We start from the raw sequence: 24,544 nt of genomic DNA on the forward strand, positions 1-24,544 counted from the left end.
TGTCTGACACAATGCAAGCGGCAGTCGTACCCGAGCCAGGGGCAGACTTCGAGGTCGTCGAACGAGACGTGCCCGAGCCAGACCCCGGCGAGGTACGGGTCTCGGTCGACGCCTGTGGCATCTGTCACAGCGACGTGTTCGCCAAAGAAGGGACCAACCCGGTTGTCTCCTATCCGCGGGTTCCCGGCCACGAGGTGGCAGGCCACGTAGACGCCGTCGGCGACGCTGTCGACGCCTGGGACGTGGGCGACAGAGTCGGCGTCGGCTGGCACGGCGGCCACTGTTCGACGTGTGACCAGTGTCGACAGGGGAACTTCCTCCAGTGTGAGAACGGCGAAATCACCGGTCTGAGCTACGACGGCGGGTACGCCGAGTACATGACCGCCCCGTCGGAAGCGCTCGCGAAGATTCCGGAGGCGCTGGACGCGGCGGCCGCGGCACCACTGCTCTGTGCAGGCGTGACGACGTTCAACGCGCTTCGGAACAGCGATGCGAACGTCGGGGACCTCGTCGCCGTACAGGGTGTCGGCGGACTCGGTCACCTCGGCATCCAGTATGCACACGCGGCCGGCTTCGAGACAGCCGCCATCTCCCGAACGCCAGAGAAAGAATCGCTGGCGAAAGAGCTGGGGGCCGACCACTTCATTAACGCGGCGGAGACCGACGCCGGGCAGCGACTGCAGGAGCTTGGTGGGGCCGACGTAGTGCTGGCGACGGCACCGTCGAGTGACGCCATCAGTTCCATCGTCAGCGGCATCGGTGTCGACGGCTCCGTCGTGGTTGTGGGCGTTCCCGGCGAACCGGTAGAGGTGAGCGGACAGCAACTCGTCCAGACCCGGGGCGCTGTCGAGGGCTGGGCCTCCGGACACGCACGCGACTCACAGGACACGCTGGAGTTCAGTTCGGTCCGCGACATCGCGCCGGAGATAGAGACCTACCCGCTCGAAGACGTAAATGAGGCCTACGGCCGGATGATCGACAACGAAGCACGATTCCGGGCCGTGCTTGAACTGTAGTCGAGCAGGTCTCGAGATCGGTGGAAGCGCGTGTATAAGCCATATGTCCCAGCTGGGACCTCAATCTTCCGTCGTGATTTCCCGGAGAGCAACGCCTTTGTCTGTGGATCAAGAACCCGTATTCAATGGACGGCCCCGCCGAGGACCGCGTCTACTACGTCATCAGCGACCTTCACATCGGCGGCGACGAGCAGCTAGAGGAGGTGGAGTTCCTCGACGAACTGCTCGATTTTCTGGCCCGGTTAGAGACCACCGGCGAGGACGCCGAGTTGCTCATTAACGGTGACGCGTTCGGGCTGTGGGAGTTTACCGGGATGTCGGGACTGGAGAAGTTCGACGCCCTCGAAGAAACCTACCCGACGCTGTTCGAGCAGTTGCGAAAGACCGGCGATAACATCCAGATAACCCTGATACCGGGCAACCACGACCACGAACTCGCGGCCTACGACGAGTACGTGGAGCGGTTCGCGGCGTACAACGTGGACCTAGTCCAGTCGAAATCGATTACCCGCCCGGTTGGAGACGCGGCCATCCACTTCGAACACGGCAATCAGCAGGACCCCAACAACCGCATCGAGGACTGGGGCGACACCAACGTGACGCCGCTTGGCTACTACTACAACACGCTCGTGACGAGTCGGGCCGGCCAGCTTTCGGACCGGGGCCGGTACAACTGGCTCAAGGACGTACAGGCCGTGACGCCGACGGAACGGGTCCCGGTGTGGATGCTCTCGAAGTACTTTTATCGAGAGATGAACCCCTTGCTGCGGTACGCACTGGTCCCGTTCCTCTTGCTGTTCAACATCAGCGCGATCCTGGCGATTCTGGCGGCGCTGAACCTGCTGGGCGTCTGGTCCGCGCCGGTCGAAACCACGACGTCGTTTCTGGGCCAGTTCGGCACGGTCGGCACCGCCATCTGGGTGCTGCTCGTGGTGAATGCGTCGCTGGCCGGGCTCCTGTTGCTCGTGGGCATCCCGCTGTATCTCCTTCGACGGGATATCAAGAAGACCATCAATCGCTTTGGCGTTTTCGAGACAGACCTCACAGTCGACACTCAGACGACGTACAAGGAAGCCGCCCGCGAAGTGTTCGATCAAAAGGAAGACGTGGTTGTCTTCTGCTACGGTCACACGCACCGACCGAGCGTGCAGTCAGTCGACGGTGGGCTAGTCGTCAACAGCGGGACCTGGCTCAAACGGCTCCACCGTCGGGACGGTGTCATCGGGCTGCTTCCCCCGGTGTTTTATCCCTCGTACCAGCTCTGTGCGGTCCGTATCACGGCCGAGGCGGGGCAGGTAATCGTCGACTACGAGGAAGTGCAAAAGCCCAGCCCCAGTCCTGAAGAGCTAACACTCACTGAGCGCCTGCTGACGCTCGGTCGGAAACCTGACATCGAACTACCAGCGCGTGCGGTCGTGGAAACCGAGCAGTCGGTGTCTGCACCGGAGCCGGCTGAGCAAGAATTAGACTGATACAACGGAGCGTGGTCGCTGGCGGAGGGAGACCACTGAAGAAGGTTTTTAACACCCCATTGTTGCTGTATCCACTGAGAGGGTACATTCATACCTTCCTGTGTGATTGAAGCCTATCAAGCGTCAGACGGATGGAAGTCGTTTGCTCCAGAAACGGAGATCGCTGCAGAAAAGTCTATTACATACGACTGTAATGGCTACGTATGAGCAATACCGCGGACGATGGTCGGGCTGACGGGTCGCCACCGTCCACGGCAGAGTTCACACCGGAGCGAGTGCTCTCGGTGTTTCAAGATCGGGCGGACCAGGCGAAACCGTTGACGGCAACCGACGTGATGGACGCACTCGGCTGTTCCCGGAAGACGGCACACAACAAGCTCGACGTACTTGTGGAACGAGGGGATCTGGAAACGCGGAAGGTTGGGGCACGGAGTCGGGTCTGGTGGATCCCGTTCTCCCAACTTGTCGGCTCGGGCGCGGAACCGCAACAGGAACGAGAGCCCCCAGTCGAGCACAGTATCGCCGACGCGGACCTGCCGGGGACTGGGGACGTACTCGACGACCGGCGTGCGGCGTTGCGGGCCGCATACGAATATCTTCGCGAAAACCCTGACACCGATGCTGGGAAACTCATTACCGAGGTGTTTCAGGAGCACCCGGCGGGCTACAAGACCGCTGACGAGTGGTGGGACGCTATCGGGCCTGCGCTGGAGGACCTCCCACAGGTTGACCTGGCTGCCGACCACGAGCACGTCTGGCACTACGTCGGTGGGTGAGTTCATCGATGCCAGAGGAAAAGCCGACGGAACAGTCGGAGGTAGCGGAAGAGACGGAATCAGAGACATCGGAGGTGTACGCCTCTCGCAAAGAGCAGCGGTATCCGATCTCATCGTACACCCCGGTCGCGTACGATAACCTCGAGGTAGCACCGGAGAGCGATGCCCATCCGGACACGGGGTCGGGCGGGCGGTTCAGAGAACTCTCGTTGCCGAAAGTACCGAAACTCCGCCACGTCGTCGGTCCCAGCGCGATCATGCTCGGGGCGTCGCTCGGCAGCGGTGAGACGCTGTTCTGGCCACATCTGGTCGCCAGCTACGGGTGGGGACTGTACTGGCTGTTCCTCGTAGCCGTCTGTCTCCACTTTGTCATCAACACGGAGATACAACGATGGACACTCGCGACCGGTGAGAGCGTGTTTCGAGCGTTCGAACGGGTCCATCCGATACTCCCGCTGGCCATGCTGGTCGGCGGGTTCATCAGTCTCGGCTGGCCGGGGTGGGCTGCGAGCGCCGCACAGATCGGTGCACAGGGTCTTGGGCTCGGCACGTATGACGTCGCTGGCATCGACATCGTCGGCTGGCGACTGTTCGGCATCGCGCTCATGGTATTCATCTGGATTACCTATCAGGTGACGCCGCTGATGTACAACGTCGTCGAGAGCCTCCAGCTAATCCTGGTGGCGCTGTCGATTGCGTTCACACTGCTGCTGTTCGTTCTCATCGGGTCGCTTGACGTACTGGTCAGCGTCCCGGGGAGTCTGACGGAAGTCGGCGACTACTCGCCGGTCGGAACCATCGCCGTGCTGGTCGGGGCGCTGGCCTACGCCGGCGCGGGCGGCTACCTCAACCTCTCACAGAGCCTCTGGATACGGGAGAAAGGCTACGGAATGGGCCGGTATCAGGGCCGAATCAAGAACCCCTTTGCCGGCGACGACCCCGAAACAGTCCACGAAGACGGGTTCACGTTCACTCCGGACACGCAGAACCTCAAACGGTGGCGGGGCTGGTGGCGCGTGACACAGCTCGAACATCTATTGACATTCCTGCTGGGCCTCCTTCTGGTCACGACGATGCTGGTCGTCATCGCGGTGTCACAGGCACCGGGGGCGACGAGCGACGCGGTCGATATGTGGCTCATCGAGATTGCGCCGTCGGTCGGCGGGTTCACGACGAGCGTCATCTACGTCACGCTGTTTCTCGCCCTGTTCACGACCGAATACGCGATCATCGAGTCGTTCGTTCGGAACAGCTCCGACATCATCTACGAACTCTACGGCCGGGACGCGGGCTGGAGCCTGCCGCGGTTGTTCTGGGGACTGCTGACCGTTTTCTGTGGCTGGGGCATCTTCATCCTCACCCTCCCGATATCAATATCCGATCCTTTCGGGCTCCTGGTCGTCGGCGCGGCGATGTCCGGGCTGTTGATGTGGCCGTACATCGTCATCGTCCAGCTCGTCAACACGGTCCGGCTGCCAGAGCACACGATGCCGGGCTGGGGTCGGATCGCCGCAATGTGGGTTGCAGCCGCGTTTTTCGGCTATTTCAGCGTCCTCCTGATTGGAACTGGGCTGGCGACACGGCTGGGGCTACAGGCGTTTGTCGTCCAGACGGCCGTACTCGGCAGTGGGCCGGGCGGGTACGTTCTCTGGATGATCTACCTGCTGGTGCAAGTGTACACGATGTACCGAGTGGGACGGGCGAAATTCGTGGCGGACGGAACAGTCACTGACGCCGCCACTGCGAAAGGGTGGTTCTCGTGACCGACGAACTCCGCGTCCACTTGCATTACACGATGCGGGGCTCGTACCCGCTCCGGCTTATTGACGTGTTGTTCTGTACGGAGCAGGCCTACTTCGTCGAGTACGATTATCTGACACCCGTCGACCTGTTGTTCGGGTCGCCGGGACAGCGGGCCGCCGCGTTCGCATCACAGGTGGTCGAAGAGGGTGTCCCTGCGGCCCTCGAAACCGCCGAAGCGGTCGAGACACAGCCATACGACGCCCTCGACAGCGTCGATATCCACACGGGAGGCCGGGTCGGTCGGCCGAAAATCACCGCACAGCCCCGGACAGACTCCGCAACGACGGTCAGAGTCCACGGTCAGTTCGACGCTGAGCCCTTCACGCAGGCGCTTCGGGCAACAGTTGACGGGCACGACGTCACGGTCAGACAAAGAGACGGATTCGGGTTCTGACCACTGCCGGGAGGTGTCGCCGGACCCGGTTACCGTATCGCCGCCGCGACCATCTCGATGGGATGTGGCGGCTCAGTCTCGCCGTCGCCGAAGTCGTCAATCTGGGACCGGCAGGATGCACCGGGCGCGACCACTTGTTCGGCGGGCGAGTCGTCTATCTGTCCCAGCAGGAGGTCCGCGATGCCCTCGCTCATCGAGTAGTGTTCGGCCTCGTAGCCGAAACTGCCGGCCATGCCACAACAGCCCGAATCGAGCGGGTCGACAGCATATCCGGCCCGGCGCAAAACGCCGACAGCGTGGTGGTCTTTCTTCGTCGCCTTCTGGTGGCAGTGGCCGTGGTACGCCAGCGAGTCGCCTGACGCCTCGAAGGTGATGCCCTCACCTAATCGGAACGTGTCGAGGTACTCACAGACGCCGTACGTGTTCTCCGCGACGGTATCGACATCGTCGCCGGAGAGCAGGTCACAGTAGTCGACCTGATACATGACCGCGTCGGACGGTTCGATAGTGACCACGTCCCAGCCGTCGCGGATGCGCGGCGCGAGCGCGTCCACGTTCGCCCGTGCTGTCTCACGAGCGTGGTCCAGCATACTCTTGGAGAAGGCTGGACGACCGCTGTCGGTCACACCGTCAGGCACGACCACGTGGACGCCCGCCGCCTCCAGCACTTCTACGGCGGCCTTCCCGACGTCCGGGTGACTATAGTTCGTGTAGGGGTCGGCAAGCAAGAGCGCCTTCCGGTCAGCTTTGCTCGCCGCGATCATTGCGCCGCCGCGGTCAGCCCACCAGTCCCGGAACGTGGTCCGGTGGAAGCCGGGTAGCGTCCGTTCTTCCGTGATGCCGACCGTTTTCTCCATGAGCAGTCCCGAGCCCGGGAGGTCCATCAGCCAGTTCGACACCGGGGCGAATGTGCTGCCAAGCGAGAGCACCGTCTCGACGTTGGCGAACAGCCGGTCTCGCAACGAAATACCCTCTCGCTGGTGGTGTTCGTGGACCACCTCGGCCTTGAGCTTCGCCATATCGACGCCGCTCGGGCAGTCCTTCTTGCAGCCTTTACAGCCGATACAGAGGTCGAGAACCTCCGTGACGAACTCCTCCTCGAATGGATCATCGGGGAGGTCACCGTCCATCGCCGATCGGAGCATGTTGGCCCGGCCGCGCGTGCTGGTGATCTCTTCCTCGGCGGCGCGGTAGGTCGGACACATGACACCGCCGGTGGTCTCCTGATGGCCGGTACAGCCCGCACAGCCGTGGCAGAGTTCGACCATCCCCTGAAACCCGTTTTCGTTGTCCCAGTTGAGCGCGGGGTCGAAGCCCGCGTCGAACTCGTAGTCGGGGTCGTACCGGAGATTCTCAGCCGGGTCGTGCTCACCACAGATGTTGCCCGGGTTCAGCCGCCAGTCGGGGTCGAACGCCGACTTCAGGTCGCGAAACGTCTCCCAAAGGTCGTCACCGTAGAGCTTGCGGTTCCACTGGGTACGGGCGCGGCCGTCGCCATGTTCGCCCGACACGGACCCGTCGTACTGGACGACGAGATCCGTGATAGCGTCGGAGATGGTTTCCATCGTCTCGATGCCGTCCCCGGACTTCAGGTTCAATAGCGGCCTGATGTGCAGGACGCCGGGGCCAGCGTGGGCGTAGTAGGAGGCAAACGTGTCGTGCTCGTCGAACAGCTCCCGGATGTCGGCGATGTACTCCGGGAGGTTCTCGGCCGGAACCGCCGTATCCTCGACGAACGGCCAGTGCTTGTCGTCGCCCGTCCGTGACAGGAGTATCGGCAGCCCGGCCTTGCGCATCTTCCAGAATTTCGCCTGCCGGTCCGCGTCGTACGCTTCCAGCGCATCGACGGCGTGAACCGAGGCGTCGGTGACCGAACCCGCCCCGTCACTTGGCGACTCTCTGGCGTCGTAGCCCGGAAGTCGGTCGGCGAGCAGGTCGGCGACCTTCTGAGCGCCCTCATCGACCGATTCGGCGTAGAACTCGACGAGGAGCGTCGAGTCCGTCTCCTCGGGGAGCATGCCGACGACGTCGGCGAACTCCGGTGTCTCCGTAGCGAGATCAAGGAGCACGTCGTCCATCACTTCGACGGCCGAGGGGTCGTGGTCGAGAATCGGGGCCACGTCCTGCATCGCCGAGATGATATCGTCGTAGGTCAGCATGGCGACGGCCGTGGCGTCGGGAACTGGTTCGAGCGAGACTGTCGCCTCAGTGACGATAGCCAGCGTCCCTTCGCTCCCGGCGAGCAAGCGGGCGAGGTTGACTTCGCCGCGTTCCCTGGCGCTGTCGACCAGTTCGTCCAGGTTGTATCCCGAGACGTTGCGCTTGAGCTCCGGATATCTGGCGTCTATCTCCGTCGCGTCTTCCGAGAGGATTTTCGCGACTTCGGCGTAAATCCGGGTTTCGAGGTCGGCATCCGGGCCGGCCTCGGCTGCCCGCGCTTCGAGGTCCTCGACGTCTACCCAGCCGAAGGTCGTCCGGGTTCCGTCCGCGAGGACGACCTCACACTCCTCAATATAGGCGTCTGTCTTGCCGTATTTCAGCGAGTGTGCGCCAGTCGTGTTGTTCCCGATTGCACCGCCGAGAACGCTCTTGTCGCCCCACGCCGGGTCCGGCGCGAACTTCAATCCGTGAGGTTCGAGCCGGTCGTTGAGTCGGGCAATAGTGATTCCGACCTGCGCACGGGCCCGCTTGGCCTCGGGGTCGACCGACAGCGGCTCGTCCATGTGCCGCTTGAAATCGAGGACAACCGCCTCATTGACGGCTTGCCCGGCGAGACCGGTCCCACCGCCCCGTGGAAGCACCGGAATCCCCTCCGCAGCGCAGTACTCCATCACCGCGACCACGTCCTCGGTCGAGACCGGCGAGACGACGCCGATAGGGAGCTGTTCGTACGCGCTCGCGTCGGTTGCGAACAGCTCACGGGTGTACGTATCGAAGCGCACGTCGCCGTCTACGCGGCGCTCCAGGGCCGCGACGAGGTCCGGCCGGTTGACGCTGTCGCCCTGATAGTCGTAGTTCGCGCTCGGGTCTGTCGCCGGGTCACGTTGCTCGGGGAGTCGGGAATCGTATGCCATGAGTAGGGAGTAGGTGGAGGGTAGGTGGGTAGGTGAGTCGGGTTAGAATGCGCCCGGGGCCACGACGTAGGCGAGAATGAGCGTCAGTATGCCCGTGAACACGCCGTAGTACAGCACCGGAATCAGTTCGAGGCGGATGACGCGCCCTTCCTCACCGATGAGGCCGACCACCGTGAGGGCGGCGACCACATTGTGAATGGCGATGAGGTTGCCGATTGCGCCGCCGACCGCCTGTGCGGCAACGACAATCTGGGTCGGGGCACCGATCTGCTGGGCAGCCTGGAACTGGAACAGCCCGAACAGGATGTCGCTGACCGTGTTCGAGCCGGCGATGAACGCGCCGAACGCGCCGATGAAGCCCGAGAAGAACGGGAACATCTGGCCGGTCCCACTTGCCGTGATTTCGGACAACAGACCGAGCATCCCGGAGTTGATCGGCGCGGTCTCCAGCACAATTGCACTACCGGTCCGCTGCATGATCATGACTGTTGCAACCGCGAACCACAGCGCGACGACAGCCGGTGCGATGTTCCGAAGCGCCTCGCTCCACGAGGCCTTGATTTCGTCGGTGGACATCCCGTGGAGCGCGTAGGTGATCACGGCGACCAGCACGAAGAGGCTCCCGGGGAGGTAGAACATCTCGACGCCCTCCGAGAACGGCGTTCCGAGGATGTTGTTCCACATGAGAACGCCGTTGGTCGCCAGGAACTCCTGAACCGGACCGACGACGCGGGTCACGACGAGCAACGCGGCGACGAGGAGGTACGGCAGCCAGGCCATACCCAGCGACATATCCTGCGAGTGTGAGTCTTCAAACGTTGCCGTGCCACCGTCGGCTGCAACAGTTCCCTCTCGGCTGCCGCCCGATGTGGTGCCGACACCCTCTCCGGGCTCGATACTGCCGATCCAGTGGTCCGGCCACTGGGCCTGCGGGCCGAAGTCCCATTCCTCATCGGGGAGGAAGTAGCCAGCCCGAAGCGTAGTCGTAACGACGAGCAGCCCGACCATCGCACCCAGCAGCGCCGGGAACGTCGGGCCGAGGAAGTACGCAGTCGCGACGTATGGGATTGCGAAGGAAGCCCATGCGAAGAGGCACAGCGGCAGGACTTCAAGCGCCGGCTTGATCGACCGCTCCTCACCGAAGAACCGGGTCATCATCGCCACGCCGATAAACGGAATAGCGATACCGACGATAGCGTGGATGAGAGCTGCCCACACACCGATCTGGGCGACGTACGCGCCGACGCTCGCGAAGCCGCCCTGCTGGAGCACCTGCTGTGAGGCGCCCGTCCCCTCCGCGAACACCACGTCACGCAAGCCGATAATCAGCGGCGTCCCGACCGCGCCGAACGTGATTGCGAGGATGTTCCCCGTGAGCGCAACGACCACCGCAGCCAGCGGCGGGAAGCCCAGCCCGACCAGCAGCGGGCCGACGATCGCCGCGGGCGTCCCGAAGCCGGCCGCGCCCTCGATGAACGAGCCCATGAGGAAGACGAGCAGGATGACCTGCACGCGCCGGTCGTCACTGATCGAGGAGAACCCTGCATTGATTACCTCGAACGCGCCTGACTGTTTCAGCGTGTACAGCAGGAGTATCGCCCCGAAGACGATGACAAGAATTCTGGTCGCTGTCAGCGCCCCGCGTATTGATGCGGCGGCGATCAGTCGGGGCGTCATTTGCCAGCCGACGAAAGCGGCGATGGCTGCCACCGCCCACGCAATGGGCATCGTCCGTGTCGCGGGTTGGTACAGTCCAACCATCAGCACTGCAATCGTTGCCAGCGGTAGCAGTGCCATTAACACCAGTGTGTGTTCAGACATTGGTTCTCACCCCCGCAATCTGTGCGTCCGGACAAGCCGAACTTCCACCAGCCACCCGCTTCGGGAGGCGATGTCGGACTCTCATTTCGGAACCACCTCGCTACGCAAGTCTATCGCTCGAAACCTTCCGATACAGCGGTTTCTGGTAGGGTGCATCAATCACGCCGTCTGGCAGGGAGTATTTATACTTATCTACTGTTTACATTATGATCTACCCAGAATAGCGACGAAACGGGAGCGAGAAGTCCTGGCGGCACAAAAAGCAGGGTTTATCATGTATGTCCGAGCGGAATGGTGGTACAGTCGTGTGTATCCGGTATAACGGTGCTTTACGCCCCGATTTCACTCGACTGTACTCTCACGGGAGCCCCTTACAGTCGTCTGTATCTGGTGGTTTCAGGGCGTTATTCACGGTCCTGTGGACGCGGCTGGAAAACGGGCCGTACCGGGGTTCAAGATCGAGGGTGTCGTCCCCTCGCTGGGACGGCACTGGCGCGCGATAGAAGCTGAACCGGACACTCGACGCTGAACGACACAAGACGGTCTCTGAGGCAGATGGATGTGTTGTAGAGGTCTCCCGTCGAATACCCCGCGGAGACGAAAACGTATCGCGTCCGCTAGTCGAACGGATTGCCGCTTGGCCAACGCCGTTACGGCGGAGGTGGAAACCACGAGTATGACACGCGTTACAGTCTGGAACGAATACGTCCACGAGCAGGAACACGAAGCGGTCGCGGACCTCTACCCCGACGGGATTCACGGCGCTATTGCCACAGCACTCGAAGAGCGCGGATTCGACACGGAAACCGCGACGCTCCAAGAGCCCGAGCACGGACTCACAGAGGACGTACTGGCAGAAACGGACGTCCTGACCTGGTGGGGCCACGCCGCGCACGACCAGGTCGACGACGAGGTGGTCGCCCGAGTGAAAGAACGGGTTCTCGACGGGATGGGACTCATCGTCCTCCACTCGGGCCACTACTCGAAGATTTTCCGCGAACTGATGGGAACGACCTGCAGTCTGAAGTGGCGTGAAGCCGCCGAAACCGAGCGGTTGTGGGTCGTCGAGCCCGGCCATCCCATCGCCGACAGCGTCAACGAGTACATCGAACTCCCGGAGACCGAGATGTACGGGGAACGGTTCGACATTCCGGCACCGGATACGCTCGTGTTCAACTCCTGGTTCGAGGGCGGTGAGGTGTTCCGGTCAGGGTGTTGCTACCGCCGCGGGGCGGGCCGAATATTCTATTTCCGCCCGGGCCACGAGACGTACCCGATTTATCATAACGACGCAGTCCAGCAGGTTCTCGCCAATGCCTGCGAGTGGGCCGCGGCCGGGGACGGTCCGGAGCCATCATTTGGCAACGCCGACCCGATTGAAGCCATCGACGAAAGCGACGAGCGGTCGGTCCACTGATTGCGGCGTCAGGTTTAGTGGCGTCGTATTTAATCGAGTTGGGTTTGCATTCTATTACAGCGAATACGCACAGTCGTGGACCCTACGCAGTCACTGTGGGAACACGGGCTGTATCTTGTCTTGCCATGGTTCAGCGCCTCCTAGGTGGTCAACATCGAGCTGTACCCCAGTTCTGAGTGTTGATTCAAGATCATCGAACAGCGGATCGAGGCACGTCTCGACCGGCGACAACACCCGCCACCGATACGTGCCGTCAGTGCGTTCCGATTCAAAGACCACACCGTCCCCGATGTAGTCGGTGACGATAGCGGGCACAGCACAACACCGGTCCGTCTGGTCGTGGTACGTATATACAGTTCTGGCGGCCGGTCGCCGATCGAGAACCTGGTACTCCCGCGTCCCGGAACAGCGGTGCTCGTCGAGACACTCGTTACAGCGCCCATCGTCGAGAAACACGTCGTCGAACGCCGAGATGGCGTCAGCGGGTCCGTCCACGTGGTCGATGCGCCACATGGAGTTTCCAGTGACAGTGCAGGTCGCGTTTCGGAGTCGTAGCGTGGGATACTCCTGAAACAGGTCCATTACCGGGTCGGCTCCCGCAGTGAACCGGAGGGTGAACGCGAACTCCTTCATACCAAACACACTGCTCTGTGATGCCATAGTGAATCAGTCGATAATGCTACCGGTCGGATTCAGATGCCCAGATAGCCTATATCGACGTGGTAACGGTATCAGTGGCACAAATTACGTACTTGCTTAGAGTCAAGTGGTCCGGGTCTGTCTACCGTCGAATCCAGCCTGTATTCGCCACTCAGTGGCCAGTAAAACCGTGTTCAGTGGTTAGCAATGGGATATGTCTTCCAGGGCGGTTCGGAGTCTACTCTTCGGGGCCAAACAGCGCATCCGCGTCGGCGGGCGTATCGAAGTCGTGGAAGTGCTCCCCTTTCTCCTTCGTAAGAATGTTCAGGGCCGCCGCCGCGCCGTCGCCGGCGGAGATGACGGCCTGCCACTCCTCGGCTCGGACCATCCCACCCGTCGCGTAGGCGTCGTCGACACTCGTCTCCATCGTCACATCCACGTCAACGACATCTTCATCAGTCATGTCACAGCCCAGCGTCTCAGCGAGGTCACGGTCGGCCCCAGTCGCAAGGACGAGATAGGTTGCTTCATGCGTGTCGTCCTCGGTCGTAACCTCGAATCCACCGTCGGTTTGCCCCACGTCAGTCACTTTTGTATCCTGCTTTCGGTCAACGCCGAAACTGTCGACCTGCGTCCGGGCCGTCTCCATGAACGCGGACCCGTCCTGAGAGCCCACCCCGAGATAGTTGAACAGGTGCGCTTTGTGCATCCAGGTCCCATCAGCGTCGAAGACTGTCGTTTCCAGGCCGTTTTTCTGTGTGAACAGTGCCGAACTCAGGCCGGCGGGGCCGCCGCCGACAACGAGAACGTCCGTCATGCCTTCCACTTCTGTCTTATCACTGGTAATTGTTATCATCCAATACGATGAGCAATGTGACGTACCGAAATGGCATGAGAACGGTTTTCCACAGCCACCCCGAAGTGTTCACATGCGCGCAGCCATCTACCGTGGTCCCGGTGAGATTACCGTCGAAGAGGTCCCAAGACCGGAGATCGAATCGCCTACCGACGCGATTGTCCGCGTGACCCACACCGCTGTCTGTGGCTCCGACCTGTGGTTCTATCGCGGTCAGAGCGACCGCGAAGAGGGGTCCCGCGTCGGCCATGAACCGATGGGTATCGTCGAGGAAGTCGGCGACGACGTGCGCTCAGTCGAACCCGGCGACCGAGTGTTCGCCCCGTTCGTCGTCAGCTGTGGCCGGTGTGAGTTCTGCCGGAAAGGACTGCACACGTCCTGTGTCAACGGCGACTCATGGGGCGGCGACAACGGCGGCGGCCAGGGCGAGTACGTCCGGGCGACGGAAGCCGACGGGACGCTCGTCCGCGTCCCAGACCGCCACGCCGACGACGAGGACACGCTGGAAGCGATTCTGCCGCTGACAGACGTGATGGGAACCGGTCACCACGCGGCGGTGAGCGCCGGCGTCGGTGAAGGCGACACCTGTATCGTCGTCGGCGACGGCGCAGTCGGACTGTGTGGCGTTCTCGCGGCCCGACGCCTCGGTGCGGAACGCATTATCGCGATGGGACATCACGAGGACCGTCTCGAACTCGCGGAGTCGTTCGGTGCGACAGAGACCGTCGCCGCCCGTGGTCAAGACGCCGTGGACGCCGCGGACGACCTGACTAACGGCGGTGCAAATCACGTCCTCGAATGTGTCGGTGCGGCCTCGGCAATGGAAACCGCCATCGACGTCTGTCGTCCCGGCGGGACCGTCGGCTACGTCGGCGTCCCGCACGGCGTCGACGACTCCGGACTGGACGTGTTCTCGCTGTTCGGCGACAACATCGCGCTCAACGGCGGCGTCGCACCGGTTCGTGCCTACGCCGACGAACTCCTGGCCGATGTGCTGCAGGGCACGCTCGACCCGTCACCGATATTCACGAAAACCGTCGATCTCGACGGCGTTCCAGAAGGGTATCAGGCGATGGACGAGCGCGAGGCGATCAAAGTCCTCGTCAAACTATAGTCGGTCTGCACTGGTTGGTAGCCACGCAAATCGTTGCATTACTTGGCAGACGTTCTGTGGCTAATGGCAAAACAGTGCCCACGGAACAGGCCTCCGTGTGGCCAGTGTTATCGGTCTATACGAGTGCAAGGCCCTGAATGGCACTAGACTAGCTTTCCGCACGACCGACAGCGAGGGCTGTCAGCCGACGGGTCGTAAGCGAGCGCAACGTCGTTGCAGTGACGGCAATATCGGTCGGAGCCAGTGGTGTATGAGTGCGTGTTTCCTTCGTGTACTAACATATGGTAGTGGATGACACAGTACTATAAAAACTTTCTGGACAAGTAGATGTCTATACCCTTATATTCAATATATACTTCTAATGACTGCGTCGTTCACAGTTCATTCATCCAGATAATTGAGTGTTTTTCCTCAATACTGTTTTAGGGACTCTGGATAATGATTGTCAGATATCACCCTGCACGATGTCCGCGACCCGCTGGCGGTCGAACAGTTGCTCCTCGGGCGGAATCTCAGGATACGGCCCCTCAGTGTAGGTCGGCCACTCGCCGAACTGGTCGGGATACAGTTGCTTTGCGGTCATCTCCAACTGGAAGAGATGCAGTATCGGACCCTGATACCTCGCTCCCTGCGGATAGATCCGGTCGTTCTGTACGGCCGTGATTTCCGATCCAACCGGGTCAGATTTGAACGCCTCCCGTCGCTCCGGAAGGCTCGTACTCGGTTCGAATCCACCGAGGTGCAGGATTACGTCGGGGTCAGCCGCAAGTAGCGTCTCGAAGTCGACCACTGAGTTCGTCTCCACCGAGCCCTCGAAGGCGTCCCGTGCACCGAATGGGCGAGTGTGTGCGGTCAGGAACCCGGGGTTGTCAAGCGTGTACGCGTATATCTCGTCAAGGTCAGCCGCGGCGAGCATCACTGCCGACGGGCGCTCCGACTCAGGTGGCAAGTTCGTGTCGATGGTCGAGCGCATTTCGTCGTGGATGGCCGCGAGCGCCTCGTAGCGGGCCTGTTCCTGAAACGCCTCGGCCACAAGTTCGAACTGCTCCCAGAGGGTGTAGTACTCGTAGTCTGCCCATCCGGACGGCGGTTCGGCGTGTCGGTCACTCAGTGAGTTGCCAAACCAGGGCGAGACGTTGGTAGCGATCTCCGCGAAGTCCTCCCGACCCCAGCTGTCCTGTTTAGCGATCCAGGCCGGGTCTGCCAGGTGGATATCGCTGTCCAGTTCGTACAGTTTCTCCTTGCTCGGTTTCCACGAGGAGTACAGCCCGGTCCAGTCCAGCGACACCCCCGGCAGCCGTTCGACGAACTGGTTCCAGAGCCCACTGTAGTACTCTGGAGCGTGCATGGCCGTGACGGTATCTCCATGCCCCAGCGCGAACGCCATGTCGGCGTGGTGTGTAAGCCGGGTGAAGACGGTCTCCGGCGGTGATTTGAACGTCACTTCTCCCATCGGCGACATCGACACGGAGTACGAACCGCTCCCAGTGGGTGTGTCCGTCTCCGCTTCGGACTCCGTCCGTGTCGTCCCGACTCCCTGCTCGGCGTCACTGGTGCATCCCGCAAGCAGCCCGGCGCTGAGAACCGTTCCTCCGTACTTCACGTACTCTCTTCGCGTCGGTGTCTCGGTGTCTGTGGTGTCGTCAGCCATTGTTTTTAGGCTAGCCTAAAAATTATATAGTTGTTCCGGTTCACCGAGCCAGAACAATCCAGTCTCAAACGCGGACTCCAGTATCCGCGTCAAGAATCCGTCGGCCTGAGACCAATTTCGTGACTCCTATTCGGCAACGACTTCCTCGGCGCGGTCCGGCTCGGCAGTATCGTCACCACCAGTGTGTTCGTCACCATCGTGGCGGGCCCGGATCGGATTCACGCGAGGTCCGTGTGGCGTGGCAGAGACCTCTGCCTCGATTTCGAAAACAGCCGCGAGTAGTTGCTCCGTGACCACATCTTCGGGTCGCCCCCGAGCCTGTATCTCGCCGTTTTTGAGTGCGACCATCTGGTCAGCAAGGCGAGCAGCCTGCTCGAGGTCGTGGAGGACGACCACGATGGTGATATCGCTCTCATCGCGGAGCGTTTCGATTATCTCCATGACCTCAAGCTGATGATGCAGGTCAAGGAACGTTGTCGGTTCGTCAAGCAACAGCACGTCGGTCTCCTGTGCGAGAACCATCGCGATCCAGGCGAGCTGTTTCTGACCGCCACTGAGGCTACCGACTTCGCGCTCACGGATGTGTCCACAGCCGGCCAAATCAATCGCCCGCTCAACGGCGACCTCATCTTCTTCGGTGACACTGTCGAAGAACCCACGGTGTGGGTAGCGGCCGTGATACACCAGCTCCTCGACCGTGATACTGTTCGGTGACGTACTCTCCTGAGAGAGCAGGCCGAGCTTCCGAGCGATCGCTTTGGTCTCTAGGGTCTGGATGTCTTGCCCGTCCAGCAGTACCGATCCTGCGTCCGGTTCGAGCTGATTGGCGAGACCTTTCAGCAGCGTGCTCTTGCCCGACCCGTTCGGGCCGACGAGTGCAGTCACGGCCCCGGGTTCGGCGGTGATCGATTCACCGTCGATAACCGGTTCATCCGTCCCCGAGTACGAAAGCACCACATCGTCGCCGACCAGCGGCCGGTCCTGGCGACCGGACTGAGTCCCAGCAGCAGTGTTGTTGGTCGTAGCGATACCATCCGAGTTAGTGTTGTTCTGTGACATTAGATCTCACCCATCTGTTCCTGTCGCCGCATCAGGTAGAGGAAGTACGGGCCGCCGACAACGCCAGTGACGACACCGACCGGAACCTGTGCGGGATTCAGGGCCAGCCGTGCGCCAACGTCCGCGACAACCATCAGCGCCGGCCCGACGAACACGCAGCCGATGAGGAGCCGGCGGTAGTCGCTCCCAACGATGAGTCGGACGATGTGTGGAACCACGAGGCCGAAGAACCCGATAATCCCCGCAACGGAGATCGCCGTACTGGCCGCCAGAATGGCGACCGCGGACAGCATGAACCGGACCCGCTCGACACTCATCCCGAGCGAACTCGCGGTCTCCTCGCCGAGCAGGAGGAGGTTCAGTTGTCGTGCGCCGGCCAGCGCGAGTAGCGTCGCGGCCAGCGTCGGGATGACAGCGATGCGGAACTCCTCCCAGCCGACGCCAGTGAGCGAACCGGTAATCCAGGCCAGTGCTGACTGGACAACACCCAGATCGTCGGCAAAGAAGAACAGTCCCCGCTGAAGGGACGTAAACACCATGTTGACGATGACACCGGCAAGGACCAGTCTGACCGGACTCGTTCCGCCCTTCCACGCGATCATGTACACGAGTAAGAAGGCGATGGAGCCACCGACCGCGGCAAACAGCGGGAGGAACGGGGCGAGACTGCTGAACAGAACGAGGGTTAGCAGTACGGTGAGCCCTGCCCCGGAACTTACACCCAGTATGAACGGGCTTGCCAGTTCGTTTCGCGTCACGGCCTGAAATATCGCCCCAGAGACGGCGAGACACATCCCCGCAAGCACGGCGACGATTACCCGCGGCATCCGGATGTTCCAGACGATGAGCGTCCGTTTCGGCAGTTCGGGAAGCTCGGCCCCGAAGAAAAACGACTGCCAGGCCTGCACACTGAACCACACCTTCGGGTCGAACACGGCCTGCCACGCCTGGAGGATCGTCATGGAGTACGCTCCGAAACTCACCTGCAGGAGACCAGCTCCGAAGGCGACGACAACGCTCGCGACACACAGCCCGAACAGGGACCCGTCGAGAGTGTCGAGCCAGGATCTGGCTCGCGACCATGCATCGGTGGCGCTCCGTGTCTCGCTGGCCATTACTCGCTCACCTCCGCGCGCCCGTCGCTTGCACCGAGGTAGTCCCGAATCGTTTCGTCGTCCATCGTGTCGAGAACGGCGGTCTGGTCGAGCCCCGAAACAACCGCCGCGGGGTCAAGATAGCTCGCCAGTGCTTCCTGACCTGTTTCTGTCCGGTCAGCTATCTCGTCGGAGGTGAGATACGACGACCGCCGTTCACCGATGGCCGCCTCACGGACCCGCTGGAACCGATCCGAATCAGGCTCGACCGGAGCATCCTCGGCGTACCGGTCGTCGAAGTGTTCGACCCAAGTTGCCCGTTCAGTCCATTCGCCGTCTAGCTCGGCCTCACGGCGGACCCAGTCCACGCCGTCAGCGACAGCTTCCCACCAGCCGTCGTCGATTCTCGCATCCGTGATTACCCGACGTGCGACCCGCGCACCCCGGCCGGCCACAATAATCGCCTGCATATCCGCCGCCTCGGACGGTGACACAACGTAGAGACCCGGAACCGGTGTCGTGCCGTCGTGGTCGGCGTACTCGCGGTCGAAGGTTTCGCGTTCTTCGCCGTCGTGTTCGTATGTCTCAAACATCGCCGCGTCGTCGTCCAGGCCCCGCATATACTCGCCGTCGTAGCGGGTCGCAGCGATGACACGACGAGTTGTGGCTGTCTCCCCGTCCTGCGTCTCGACGACAAACCCCTCTCCATCATCGGTTCTATCAAGCGATTCGACCAGTTCGGAGACGACGGTACAACCGGCGGTTTCGGCGTGGTCGTGAATACGGTCGTACAGCGTCTCTATGTCGATTCCGTCCGGGAAGCCGAGGTAGTTTTCGAGGTAGGCACAGCGCTTGAGGGACGAGCGGCCGCGGTCGTAGATAGCCGTATCGAGGTCCGCTCTGGCCGTGAACACACCTGCCGCACAACCGGCCGGACCACCCCCAACGATGATGACGTCACAGTCGAACGTCGTCCCCGTTCGGTTCCCCACTGCCACCATACTCACGACGCTCCGTTCAGTGTCCGTGACACCGACAGCAGGTGTGACGGTTCAGTGGTGTCGATCGAGTCGTTCAACATACTGTTTAGGCCAGCCTAAATGGATAAAGCGTTTTCGAAGTTTAGGCAGACCGAACATTATGTGAGTGGGTTGCTCTTTCTGCCAGAACGACACTGTCTGAGCAGGCGAGTTTGAGAAGTGAGGAAGTCGCATCAAGAAGCGTTCCTGCCGACGACTCAGTTGCGGAGGTTCGTGACTTCCATCACAGTCTGAAGAATGTCAGTCTCAAAGTCGCTATCCGCGACAACAAGTTCGTCACCTGTTGAGCGAGCGGTGGCTGCGATGAGCATATCGGCTGTTGCCAGTCGCTCTCCATCTGTCAGAAGTTCATCTTGGAGACGAGCGGCCTCAACTGCGATAGGTTCGTTTAAATCGAGCGTCTGCACGTCCGAGAACTCCTGTCTGACGGCTAATACGTCGGTCTCACCACTCCCGAGGCGGCCGTTAATATACTCGAATGCACAGATTGTCGACGTATACCACGGCCGCCCATCATCGAGATATTCGACGACGTGCTCGTCCCCATGCTGATAGGCGATAATCGCGGAAGTGTCGAGAAACAGTACCGCTCGCGGCCTTCCCGTACGATCTCCATTGCTTCTTCGGCTTCTTCATCTGACAGTGTCCCCGGAGACATCCCGTCACCAGTCGATGCAACGATTCGGAGTAAGAACTCATCCCACGTTTCGTCATCTCGTTTCGCTTCGTCCAGTCTGTCTTTCGTATCAGTGTCGATGGGAATGGACGTTCGACTCATGTGAATTTCTAATGAATTTCTCGGACATCAGTGTTTGCACTGCCCATTCTTGCCCACGAATAGGGTTACTTGCCGAATGTCGAACTGAGAGCGAGGGTAGAGCTAAACTATAGACTCAGTCGCCGGCCGCCACCCTGAGTTCGGGGAAGTATCGACCGTGGAAATCGAACGGAGCTGCGTGGGGGAGCGATGCGCTGGCGCGCTCCTCGAACGTCTGACCGTCGAGGACGAGTAGCCGGGACCGATCGGCGTCTGTGTCCAGTGCAACGACTAGCACCACGCCGTCATCCTCGGTGTCGCCGTCGGGTGCGGGGACGAACACCGGCTCGCCGAAGTAGTCTCCGCCGTCATCGAATGTCTCGACAGCGCCCGTGTCCGTGTCGAGTTTCAGCACGCGACAGGCCCACTCGGTGACTGGTGTGTCCATCACCATCGCGTACACGTAGCGGTGCGGGCGACACCACCGAGCCGGTGAGACGGTCGGCAGTGCGCTGCCGTCGGGGTACAACATCTCTCGCGACACCGCCGCGTCGACGTCGCCGTATCGCGTCACACCGCTTCCGGTACCAAGGTCCACGGTGAACCGCTCGATGCGGCCAACGATAGCGCCCATCTCGCCTGCACGGAGGTTGTCCAGATACAGCGAGTCGATGGTCGTCGCGTCTGGTACTGTTTCGAGGTCGAACACCAGTTCCCTGCCGCTGGCCCGTTCGAACGCGTTGACGTGGTGGAAACCGAACACAGCGTCGATGACCGGCTCAGCAACGACGGTTCCCGTAGTCCGGTCCATGACAATGATTCGGGTTCCGCGGTCGGGTTCCCACTCGAACTGCTCGATGAAGGGTGCCTGTCGCCCGGGTTTGAGAAACCGTCGTGGGTCAAGCCGGAGTGGGAATTCAGTCAAGACGACGTACCGGGGCGTCAGCGCGAAACTGTGCATATACGCCGGCTGGTCGGTGTCGACACTCCCAACGTGTCGCCGGGTCCCATCGGGCGACATAGCAGTGACGTGGTACTGGCTGGTCCGTCCGAACGCCGTGTCGACGTTCACGAGGACGCCGCTCGTCGGGTCACGTTTGAGGTGGGCACAGGAGAGTTGCCCAGTCGGGACGCCGTCGTCGTGTTCGAGGTGGCCTGTCGTTTCGAGCGTGTTCGGGTCGAAACGCACCTTGCGGGGCGATTCGGTCAGGGCGACGTACTCACCACCGAACCGCTCGGCGATGATGTTGGTGTTGTCGTAGGGGTCAGTCAGAAATGTCGCCAGCCGCGAGCGAAGTGTCGTCTCGCCGGTCGCGAAGCCGCCCTCGAACTCGCCGCTCGTCGCCGCCTCGTACGCGTCCGTCCGGAGGAAGCGGTTCCGATAGTGCACGGCGTCACTGTCGGGGTCGAAAGTGAACCGGTACAGCATCGCGAAGCCGTCGAACCAGTGATCGACACTGCTACCGTTTGGGAGGGAGAACGCGCCGGGTCCGTTTCGGATGAGACTACCGCGGAGCCAGTCCGGGAGGTCACCGGTCACGGAGATGGATGCCGCCGTCTCGTCGTGGAGCGAGTGGAACCCAGGGTGGGAAGTCATATCATTACAATGGGTGACAGCGGCTAAGGCCTGACGCCCACGAGCCGGGTATCATACGGATTGTTGTAGATTATGTTCGGATAGCTCTGACTCCGGGGTCAGCGCATACCGGTACATCGCTCCAACAATCCGTATCAGTCCTGCGTCGAGTACGCGTTTCCGCTAACTACGACGCAGTCGTCCCGTGGAGTCTGTGTTCGATGGGACGGCGAACCAGTGTGACGGCGGCGTAACGACCGAAGCACGTCGGCTTTCACCCACGCGAAGCCGACCACGATTACGGCGAAGCCGGCGACGGTCACCGGGCCGAGTGTTTCACCGAGCAGGAGCCAGCCGCTGATAGCCGTCACTGCCGGTACTACGTAGGAAACCAGGCTGGTTTCAGCGGCACCGACTGTGCTGATCAGGCGGAAGTAGAGGAGGAACCCGATCGCGCTGGCGACGATGCCGAGATACGCGATTGCCGCTAGCTGTTCGAGACCAACCGTGACGGTTCCGAACTGCTCCGAGGGCAGCCCCGCGCTGACGGCGTGCAGGATGCCCGCCCCGAGCAGCGTCATCCAGGCCTGCAGGCTCACGAGCGGGAGCGAACTGGTGTAACGTTCGGTCAGGACTGCGCCGACGGCGAAGGCGACAGCCGAACTGATGAGCAGGGCGACGCCGAGCAGTCGGCCGCCGACCGCTCCCGGCGTGGGGTTCGCGATGATAACCACGCCGATGAATCCACAGACCGTGCCGATGAGTTCGTGCGGGCGAGCCCGGTAGCTCGGTATCAGCGTCGATGCGAACGCCGGCGTCACAACCGGCGTGAGACTGAGCAGGATTGCGCCGAAGGAACTCGGGACGTACTGCTGTCCAAGGAACAAGAGCGCGAAGTGTGCGCCGATGAGGACGGTGCCGCCGATGAAAATCAGCGACCAGTCATCGCGGGTCTGTGGGCGCAGTGACCGGCCGCGCCAGAGGGCATAGCCAAGCAGGACGACTGCAGCAATATCGTGTCGGACAGCTGCCAGCAGCACCGGCGGGACGCTTTCGAGACCAGTCTTGATCGCCACAAAGGAAAGTCCCCAGATGAGTGCGAGCGCAGCAAACAGCAAGCCAATATGTCGTGTCGAGCGTGTCATTCCAGTAGAGATCAACTATATGTGCTGGAGGAGTATGAAGCTTCTATCGCCACTGTGACGCACACGCACGGCCTCTACGGCCACGTCTGCTGTTCAGAAATTCCCGAAAACAGTGTGTATCCGCAGTGCTATCGAAGCCAGTTGTACCGAGACGTATCGTTCTCCTCGACTCCGTACCACGGAGTTCTCATTCGGTCGCCGAACAGTCTCTCAGCTCACTGCCAATAGCGTCAAAAACGAGAATGATGCCCACGTCGGCAGCCCTGGGCGACTGCTCCCGGCCAACATCCAAGTGTATGACCCGAGTCAGGTCGACATCGTGTCGAAATGCCAGCCCGGGTCGGTTCCGGTTTCGTCAATATGCTCGGACCGGCACGCCGGACAGCAGTCAGGGACAGCAGTTTCGGACCGGGGAACGTACACCGCGCCGTCACACTCCACACAGGCGTCCGCGACGACTGTCACGCAGTCCGCACAGAGATTGAAGTCGTCGACTGTGAGGTCTCGCAGGGGTTCGAGTTGTTTGTCCAAGATGTACTCATCGATAGCCGCCTGACAGTTTTGGCACAGTTGCATAGCGATCCAACTTGACGCATGGTACCGTGACACAAATAGTTGCTGCCCGGTTATCGATTGTGAATGTCCCGACGGGTAGCTGTTCGAGGACAGCACCACCGAGAAGTGACAGAGACAGGTGGTGGGCTAGGGTGCGCGGAACACGCGAATGGTGTCCCGAGACGTCGGTTCTCGAATGAGTTGCGCGAACCCTAGTTCTGAGAACACTTGCTTCCAGTTGCGGTGATACAGCGGGAAATCGTCGTTGACGTAACTCACGTCAGTGTCTTCGCGTCCGCGTTCGGGACTATTGCCCTCGTTTTCGGCAATGACGAGGAGGTCGCCGGCAACGCGGGCGATCTCTTCGAACACCCACGCGTCATCGGGGTGGATATGCTGGAGCGTCTCAACCGAATAGACGACATCGAAGGCATCGTCCTCGAATTCGGTGACGATGTCTTCGAGGGCACCGGTGTGGAACGTCCCCGAATTCGCGAGCCGAGGGTAGTGCTCAGCCATCACGTCGAAGGATTCCTCGTTGATGTCGATACCAGTGAGATTCCCGTATCCGTTGGTCTGCAGGTGTGCCAGATGGCGGCCCGAGCCACAGCCCAGTTCGATAATTCGGGCGTCGTCGTGGACGTAGTGGTCGAGTACGTTGACCAGCGTCTCACTCACCTCGTTCGGTCCGATCTCAGCGTAGTACGCCGGCGAGAACTTCCCGGAGCGGGAGGCCCAGTCGTTTCGAACGTCGTCCGGGTCCATACCCACCGTACACTGTTGTAGAATAAATGCACCACGAAGTGCGCGCCGGACAGTCGGTGAGCGCACGCAGGGGGTCACAGCGGACAGTTCTACAGGTGACGCTCCGACAGTACTGCCAGCGGATGGAACTGCCAGTGTCGGGCTATGACTCGTGCTGGAGCAATCGGTCAGCCCGCGTTTCAAGCTCCGTCTCGTCAATTTCGCCCGATGCGTACTGTTGTTTGAGCGTCTCCAGCGAGTCCGGCTCGGCAGTTGCCTCGCCCTGTAGCTGCACGTACAGCAAAGCGCCGACCGCCACAGCAGCGATGACGAACGCTACGAGCAACAGCCACCAGCCGCCGGGGGCCATGCCCATGCCCGTCGCCCCACCGTGGGGCCCCATCGGTCCGTGCTGGAGTAGCGCAGTTGTTGGCGAAAGCATCTGGGACACCTCTATGTGTAGCTACGGGTCCCAGCCCATAATCAGGGGTGCTGGTTCCCACTGACTGAGAACACAAAGCGGGCCAAGAAGCGGTGAGTG

General features: G+C 61.4%; 21 protein-coding genes. 7 read left to right on the forward strand and 14 right to left on the reverse strand.

Features of this window, described 5'->3' with window-relative positions:
• Positions 1–11: 11 nt before the first annotated feature.
• From AV059_RS01095 to AV059_RS01115, 5 genes are all read left to right on the forward strand, one after another.
• Positions 12–1,016 (forward strand): alcohol dehydrogenase, encoded by a 1,005-nt coding sequence (locus AV059_RS01095; RefSeq protein WP_058992104.1) that lies wholly within the window; start codon positions 12–14, stop codon positions 1,014–1,016.
• A gap of 125 nt (positions 1,017–1,141) precedes the next feature.
• On the forward strand, positions 1,142–2,488 hold the full coding sequence (locus tag AV059_RS01100) for a metallophosphoesterase (RefSeq protein ID WP_058991528.1): 1,347 nt from the start codon (positions 1,142–1,144) through the stop codon (positions 2,486–2,488).
• 203 nt (positions 2,489–2,691) lie between these two features.
• Entirely contained in the window at positions 2,692–3,264 is a 573-nt protein-coding gene (locus tag AV059_RS01105) for a helix-turn-helix transcriptional regulator (protein ID WP_058991531.1), read from the forward strand.
• 8 nt (positions 3,265–3,272) lie between these two features.
• Positions 3,273–5,027, forward strand: coding sequence for an Nramp family divalent metal transporter (locus AV059_RS01110; protein ID WP_058991533.1), 1,755 nt, complete (start codon positions 3,273–3,275; stop codon positions 5,025–5,027).
• The gene (locus AV059_RS01115; RefSeq protein ID WP_058991534.1) at positions 5,015–5,461 is read left to right on the forward strand and encodes a hypothetical protein; all 447 of its coding nucleotides are present in this window, start codon (positions 5,015–5,017) and stop codon (positions 5,459–5,461) included. The genes AV059_RS01110 and AV059_RS01115 overlap by 13 nt, the downstream gene beginning before the upstream one ends.
• Before the next feature lie 29 nt (positions 5,462–5,490).
• Here the strand turns inward: AV059_RS01115 and AV059_RS01120 are convergent, their stop codons facing one another.
• Both AV059_RS01120 and AV059_RS01125 read right to left on the reverse strand, forming a co-directional pair.
• A complete protein-coding gene (locus AV059_RS01120) occupies positions 5,491–8,535 on the reverse strand; it encodes an FAD-binding and (Fe-S)-binding domain-containing protein (protein WP_058991537.1) in 3,045 nt (1,014 codons plus the stop codon).
• A gap of 42 nt (positions 8,536–8,577) precedes the next feature.
• The gene (locus AV059_RS01125; protein WP_058991539.1) at positions 8,578–10,356 is read right to left on the reverse strand and encodes an L-lactate permease; all 1,779 of its coding nucleotides are present in this window, start codon (positions 10,354–10,356) and stop codon (positions 8,578–8,580) included.
• A 676-nt stretch (positions 10,357–11,032) separates the two neighbouring features.
• On the opposite strand from AV059_RS01125, the gene AV059_RS01130 reads away from it, so the two are divergent.
• Positions 11,033–11,773: a ThuA domain-containing protein gene (locus AV059_RS01130; RefSeq protein ID WP_058991541.1), complete on the forward strand. Its 741-nt coding sequence runs from the start codon at positions 11,033–11,035 to the stop codon at positions 11,771–11,773.
• A gap of 90 nt (positions 11,774–11,863) precedes the next feature.
• Here the strand turns inward: AV059_RS01130 and AV059_RS01135 are convergent, their stop codons facing one another.
• Entirely contained in the window at positions 11,864–12,406 is a 543-nt protein-coding gene (locus tag AV059_RS01135; protein ID WP_228841687.1) for a hypothetical protein, read from the reverse strand.
• Positions 12,407–12,650: 244 nt separating this feature from the next.
• Positions 12,651–13,229, reverse strand: coding sequence for an FAD-dependent oxidoreductase (locus AV059_RS01140; protein WP_058991545.1), 579 nt, complete (start codon positions 13,227–13,229; stop codon positions 12,651–12,653).
• A 112-nt stretch (positions 13,230–13,341) separates the two neighbouring features.
• Between AV059_RS01140 and AV059_RS01145 the strand changes: the two genes are divergently transcribed.
• A complete protein-coding gene (locus AV059_RS01145; RefSeq protein WP_058991547.1) occupies positions 13,342–14,382 on the forward strand; it encodes a zinc-dependent alcohol dehydrogenase family protein in 1,041 nt (346 codons plus the stop codon).
• A gap of 445 nt (positions 14,383–14,827) precedes the next feature.
• On the opposite strand, the gene AV059_RS01150 is transcribed toward AV059_RS01145, so the two are convergent.
• The 10 genes from AV059_RS01150 to AV059_RS01200 form a co-directional block, all read right to left on the reverse strand.
• The gene (locus AV059_RS01150) at positions 14,828–16,033 is read right to left on the reverse strand and encodes an ABC transporter substrate-binding protein (protein ID WP_058991549.1); all 1,206 of its coding nucleotides are present in this window, start codon (positions 16,031–16,033) and stop codon (positions 14,828–14,830) included.
• Between the two features lie 126 nt (positions 16,034–16,159).
• Positions 16,160–17,092, reverse strand: coding sequence for an ABC transporter ATP-binding protein (locus AV059_RS01155; RefSeq protein ID WP_058991551.1), 933 nt, complete (start codon positions 17,090–17,092; stop codon positions 16,160–16,162).
• A complete protein-coding gene (locus AV059_RS01160; RefSeq protein ID WP_058991553.1) occupies positions 17,092–18,207 on the reverse strand; it encodes an iron ABC transporter permease in 1,116 nt (371 codons plus the stop codon). Before AV059_RS01160 ends, AV059_RS01155 begins: the two co-directional genes overlap by 1 nt.
• Positions 18,207–19,187, reverse strand: coding sequence for an FAD-dependent oxidoreductase (locus AV059_RS01165; RefSeq protein ID WP_058991556.1), 981 nt, complete (start codon positions 19,185–19,187; stop codon positions 18,207–18,209). Before AV059_RS01165 ends, AV059_RS01160 begins: the two co-directional genes overlap by 1 nt.
• Positions 19,188–19,423: 236 nt before the next feature.
• On the reverse strand, positions 19,424–19,810 hold the full coding sequence (locus tag AV059_RS01170; protein WP_058991558.1) for a PIN domain-containing protein: 387 nt from the start codon (positions 19,808–19,810) through the stop codon (positions 19,424–19,426).
• Positions 19,811–20,119: 309 nt separating this feature from the next.
• Positions 20,120–21,580, reverse strand: a complete 1,461-nt coding sequence (locus AV059_RS01180; protein WP_058991560.1) for a carotenoid oxygenase family protein — start codon at positions 21,578–21,580, stop codon at positions 20,120–20,122.
• 134 nt (positions 21,581–21,714) lie between these two features.
• A complete protein-coding gene (locus tag AV059_RS01185) occupies positions 21,715–22,704 on the reverse strand; it encodes a DMT family transporter (protein WP_058991561.1) in 990 nt (329 codons plus the stop codon).
• 306 nt (positions 22,705–23,010) lie between these two features.
• Positions 23,011–23,280 carry a hypothetical protein gene (locus AV059_RS01190; RefSeq protein ID WP_058991563.1) on the reverse strand — a complete coding sequence of 90 codons (270 nt, stop codon included), beginning with the start codon at positions 23,278–23,280 and terminating at the stop codon, positions 23,011–23,013.
• 126 nt (positions 23,281–23,406) lie between these two features.
• The gene (locus AV059_RS01195) at positions 23,407–24,024 is read right to left on the reverse strand and encodes a class I SAM-dependent methyltransferase (protein WP_058991565.1); all 618 of its coding nucleotides are present in this window, start codon (positions 24,022–24,024) and stop codon (positions 23,407–23,409) included.
• A gap of 142 nt (positions 24,025–24,166) precedes the next feature.
• Positions 24,167–24,445, reverse strand: coding sequence for an SHOCT domain-containing protein (locus AV059_RS01200; protein ID WP_228841688.1), 279 nt, complete (start codon positions 24,443–24,445; stop codon positions 24,167–24,169).
• Positions 24,446–24,544: the final 99 nt, after the last annotated feature.

The organism is Haloarcula sp. CBA1127, from assembly GCF_001485575.1.
Lineage (GTDB): Archaea > Halobacteriota > Halobacteria > Halobacteriales > Haloarculaceae > Haloarcula.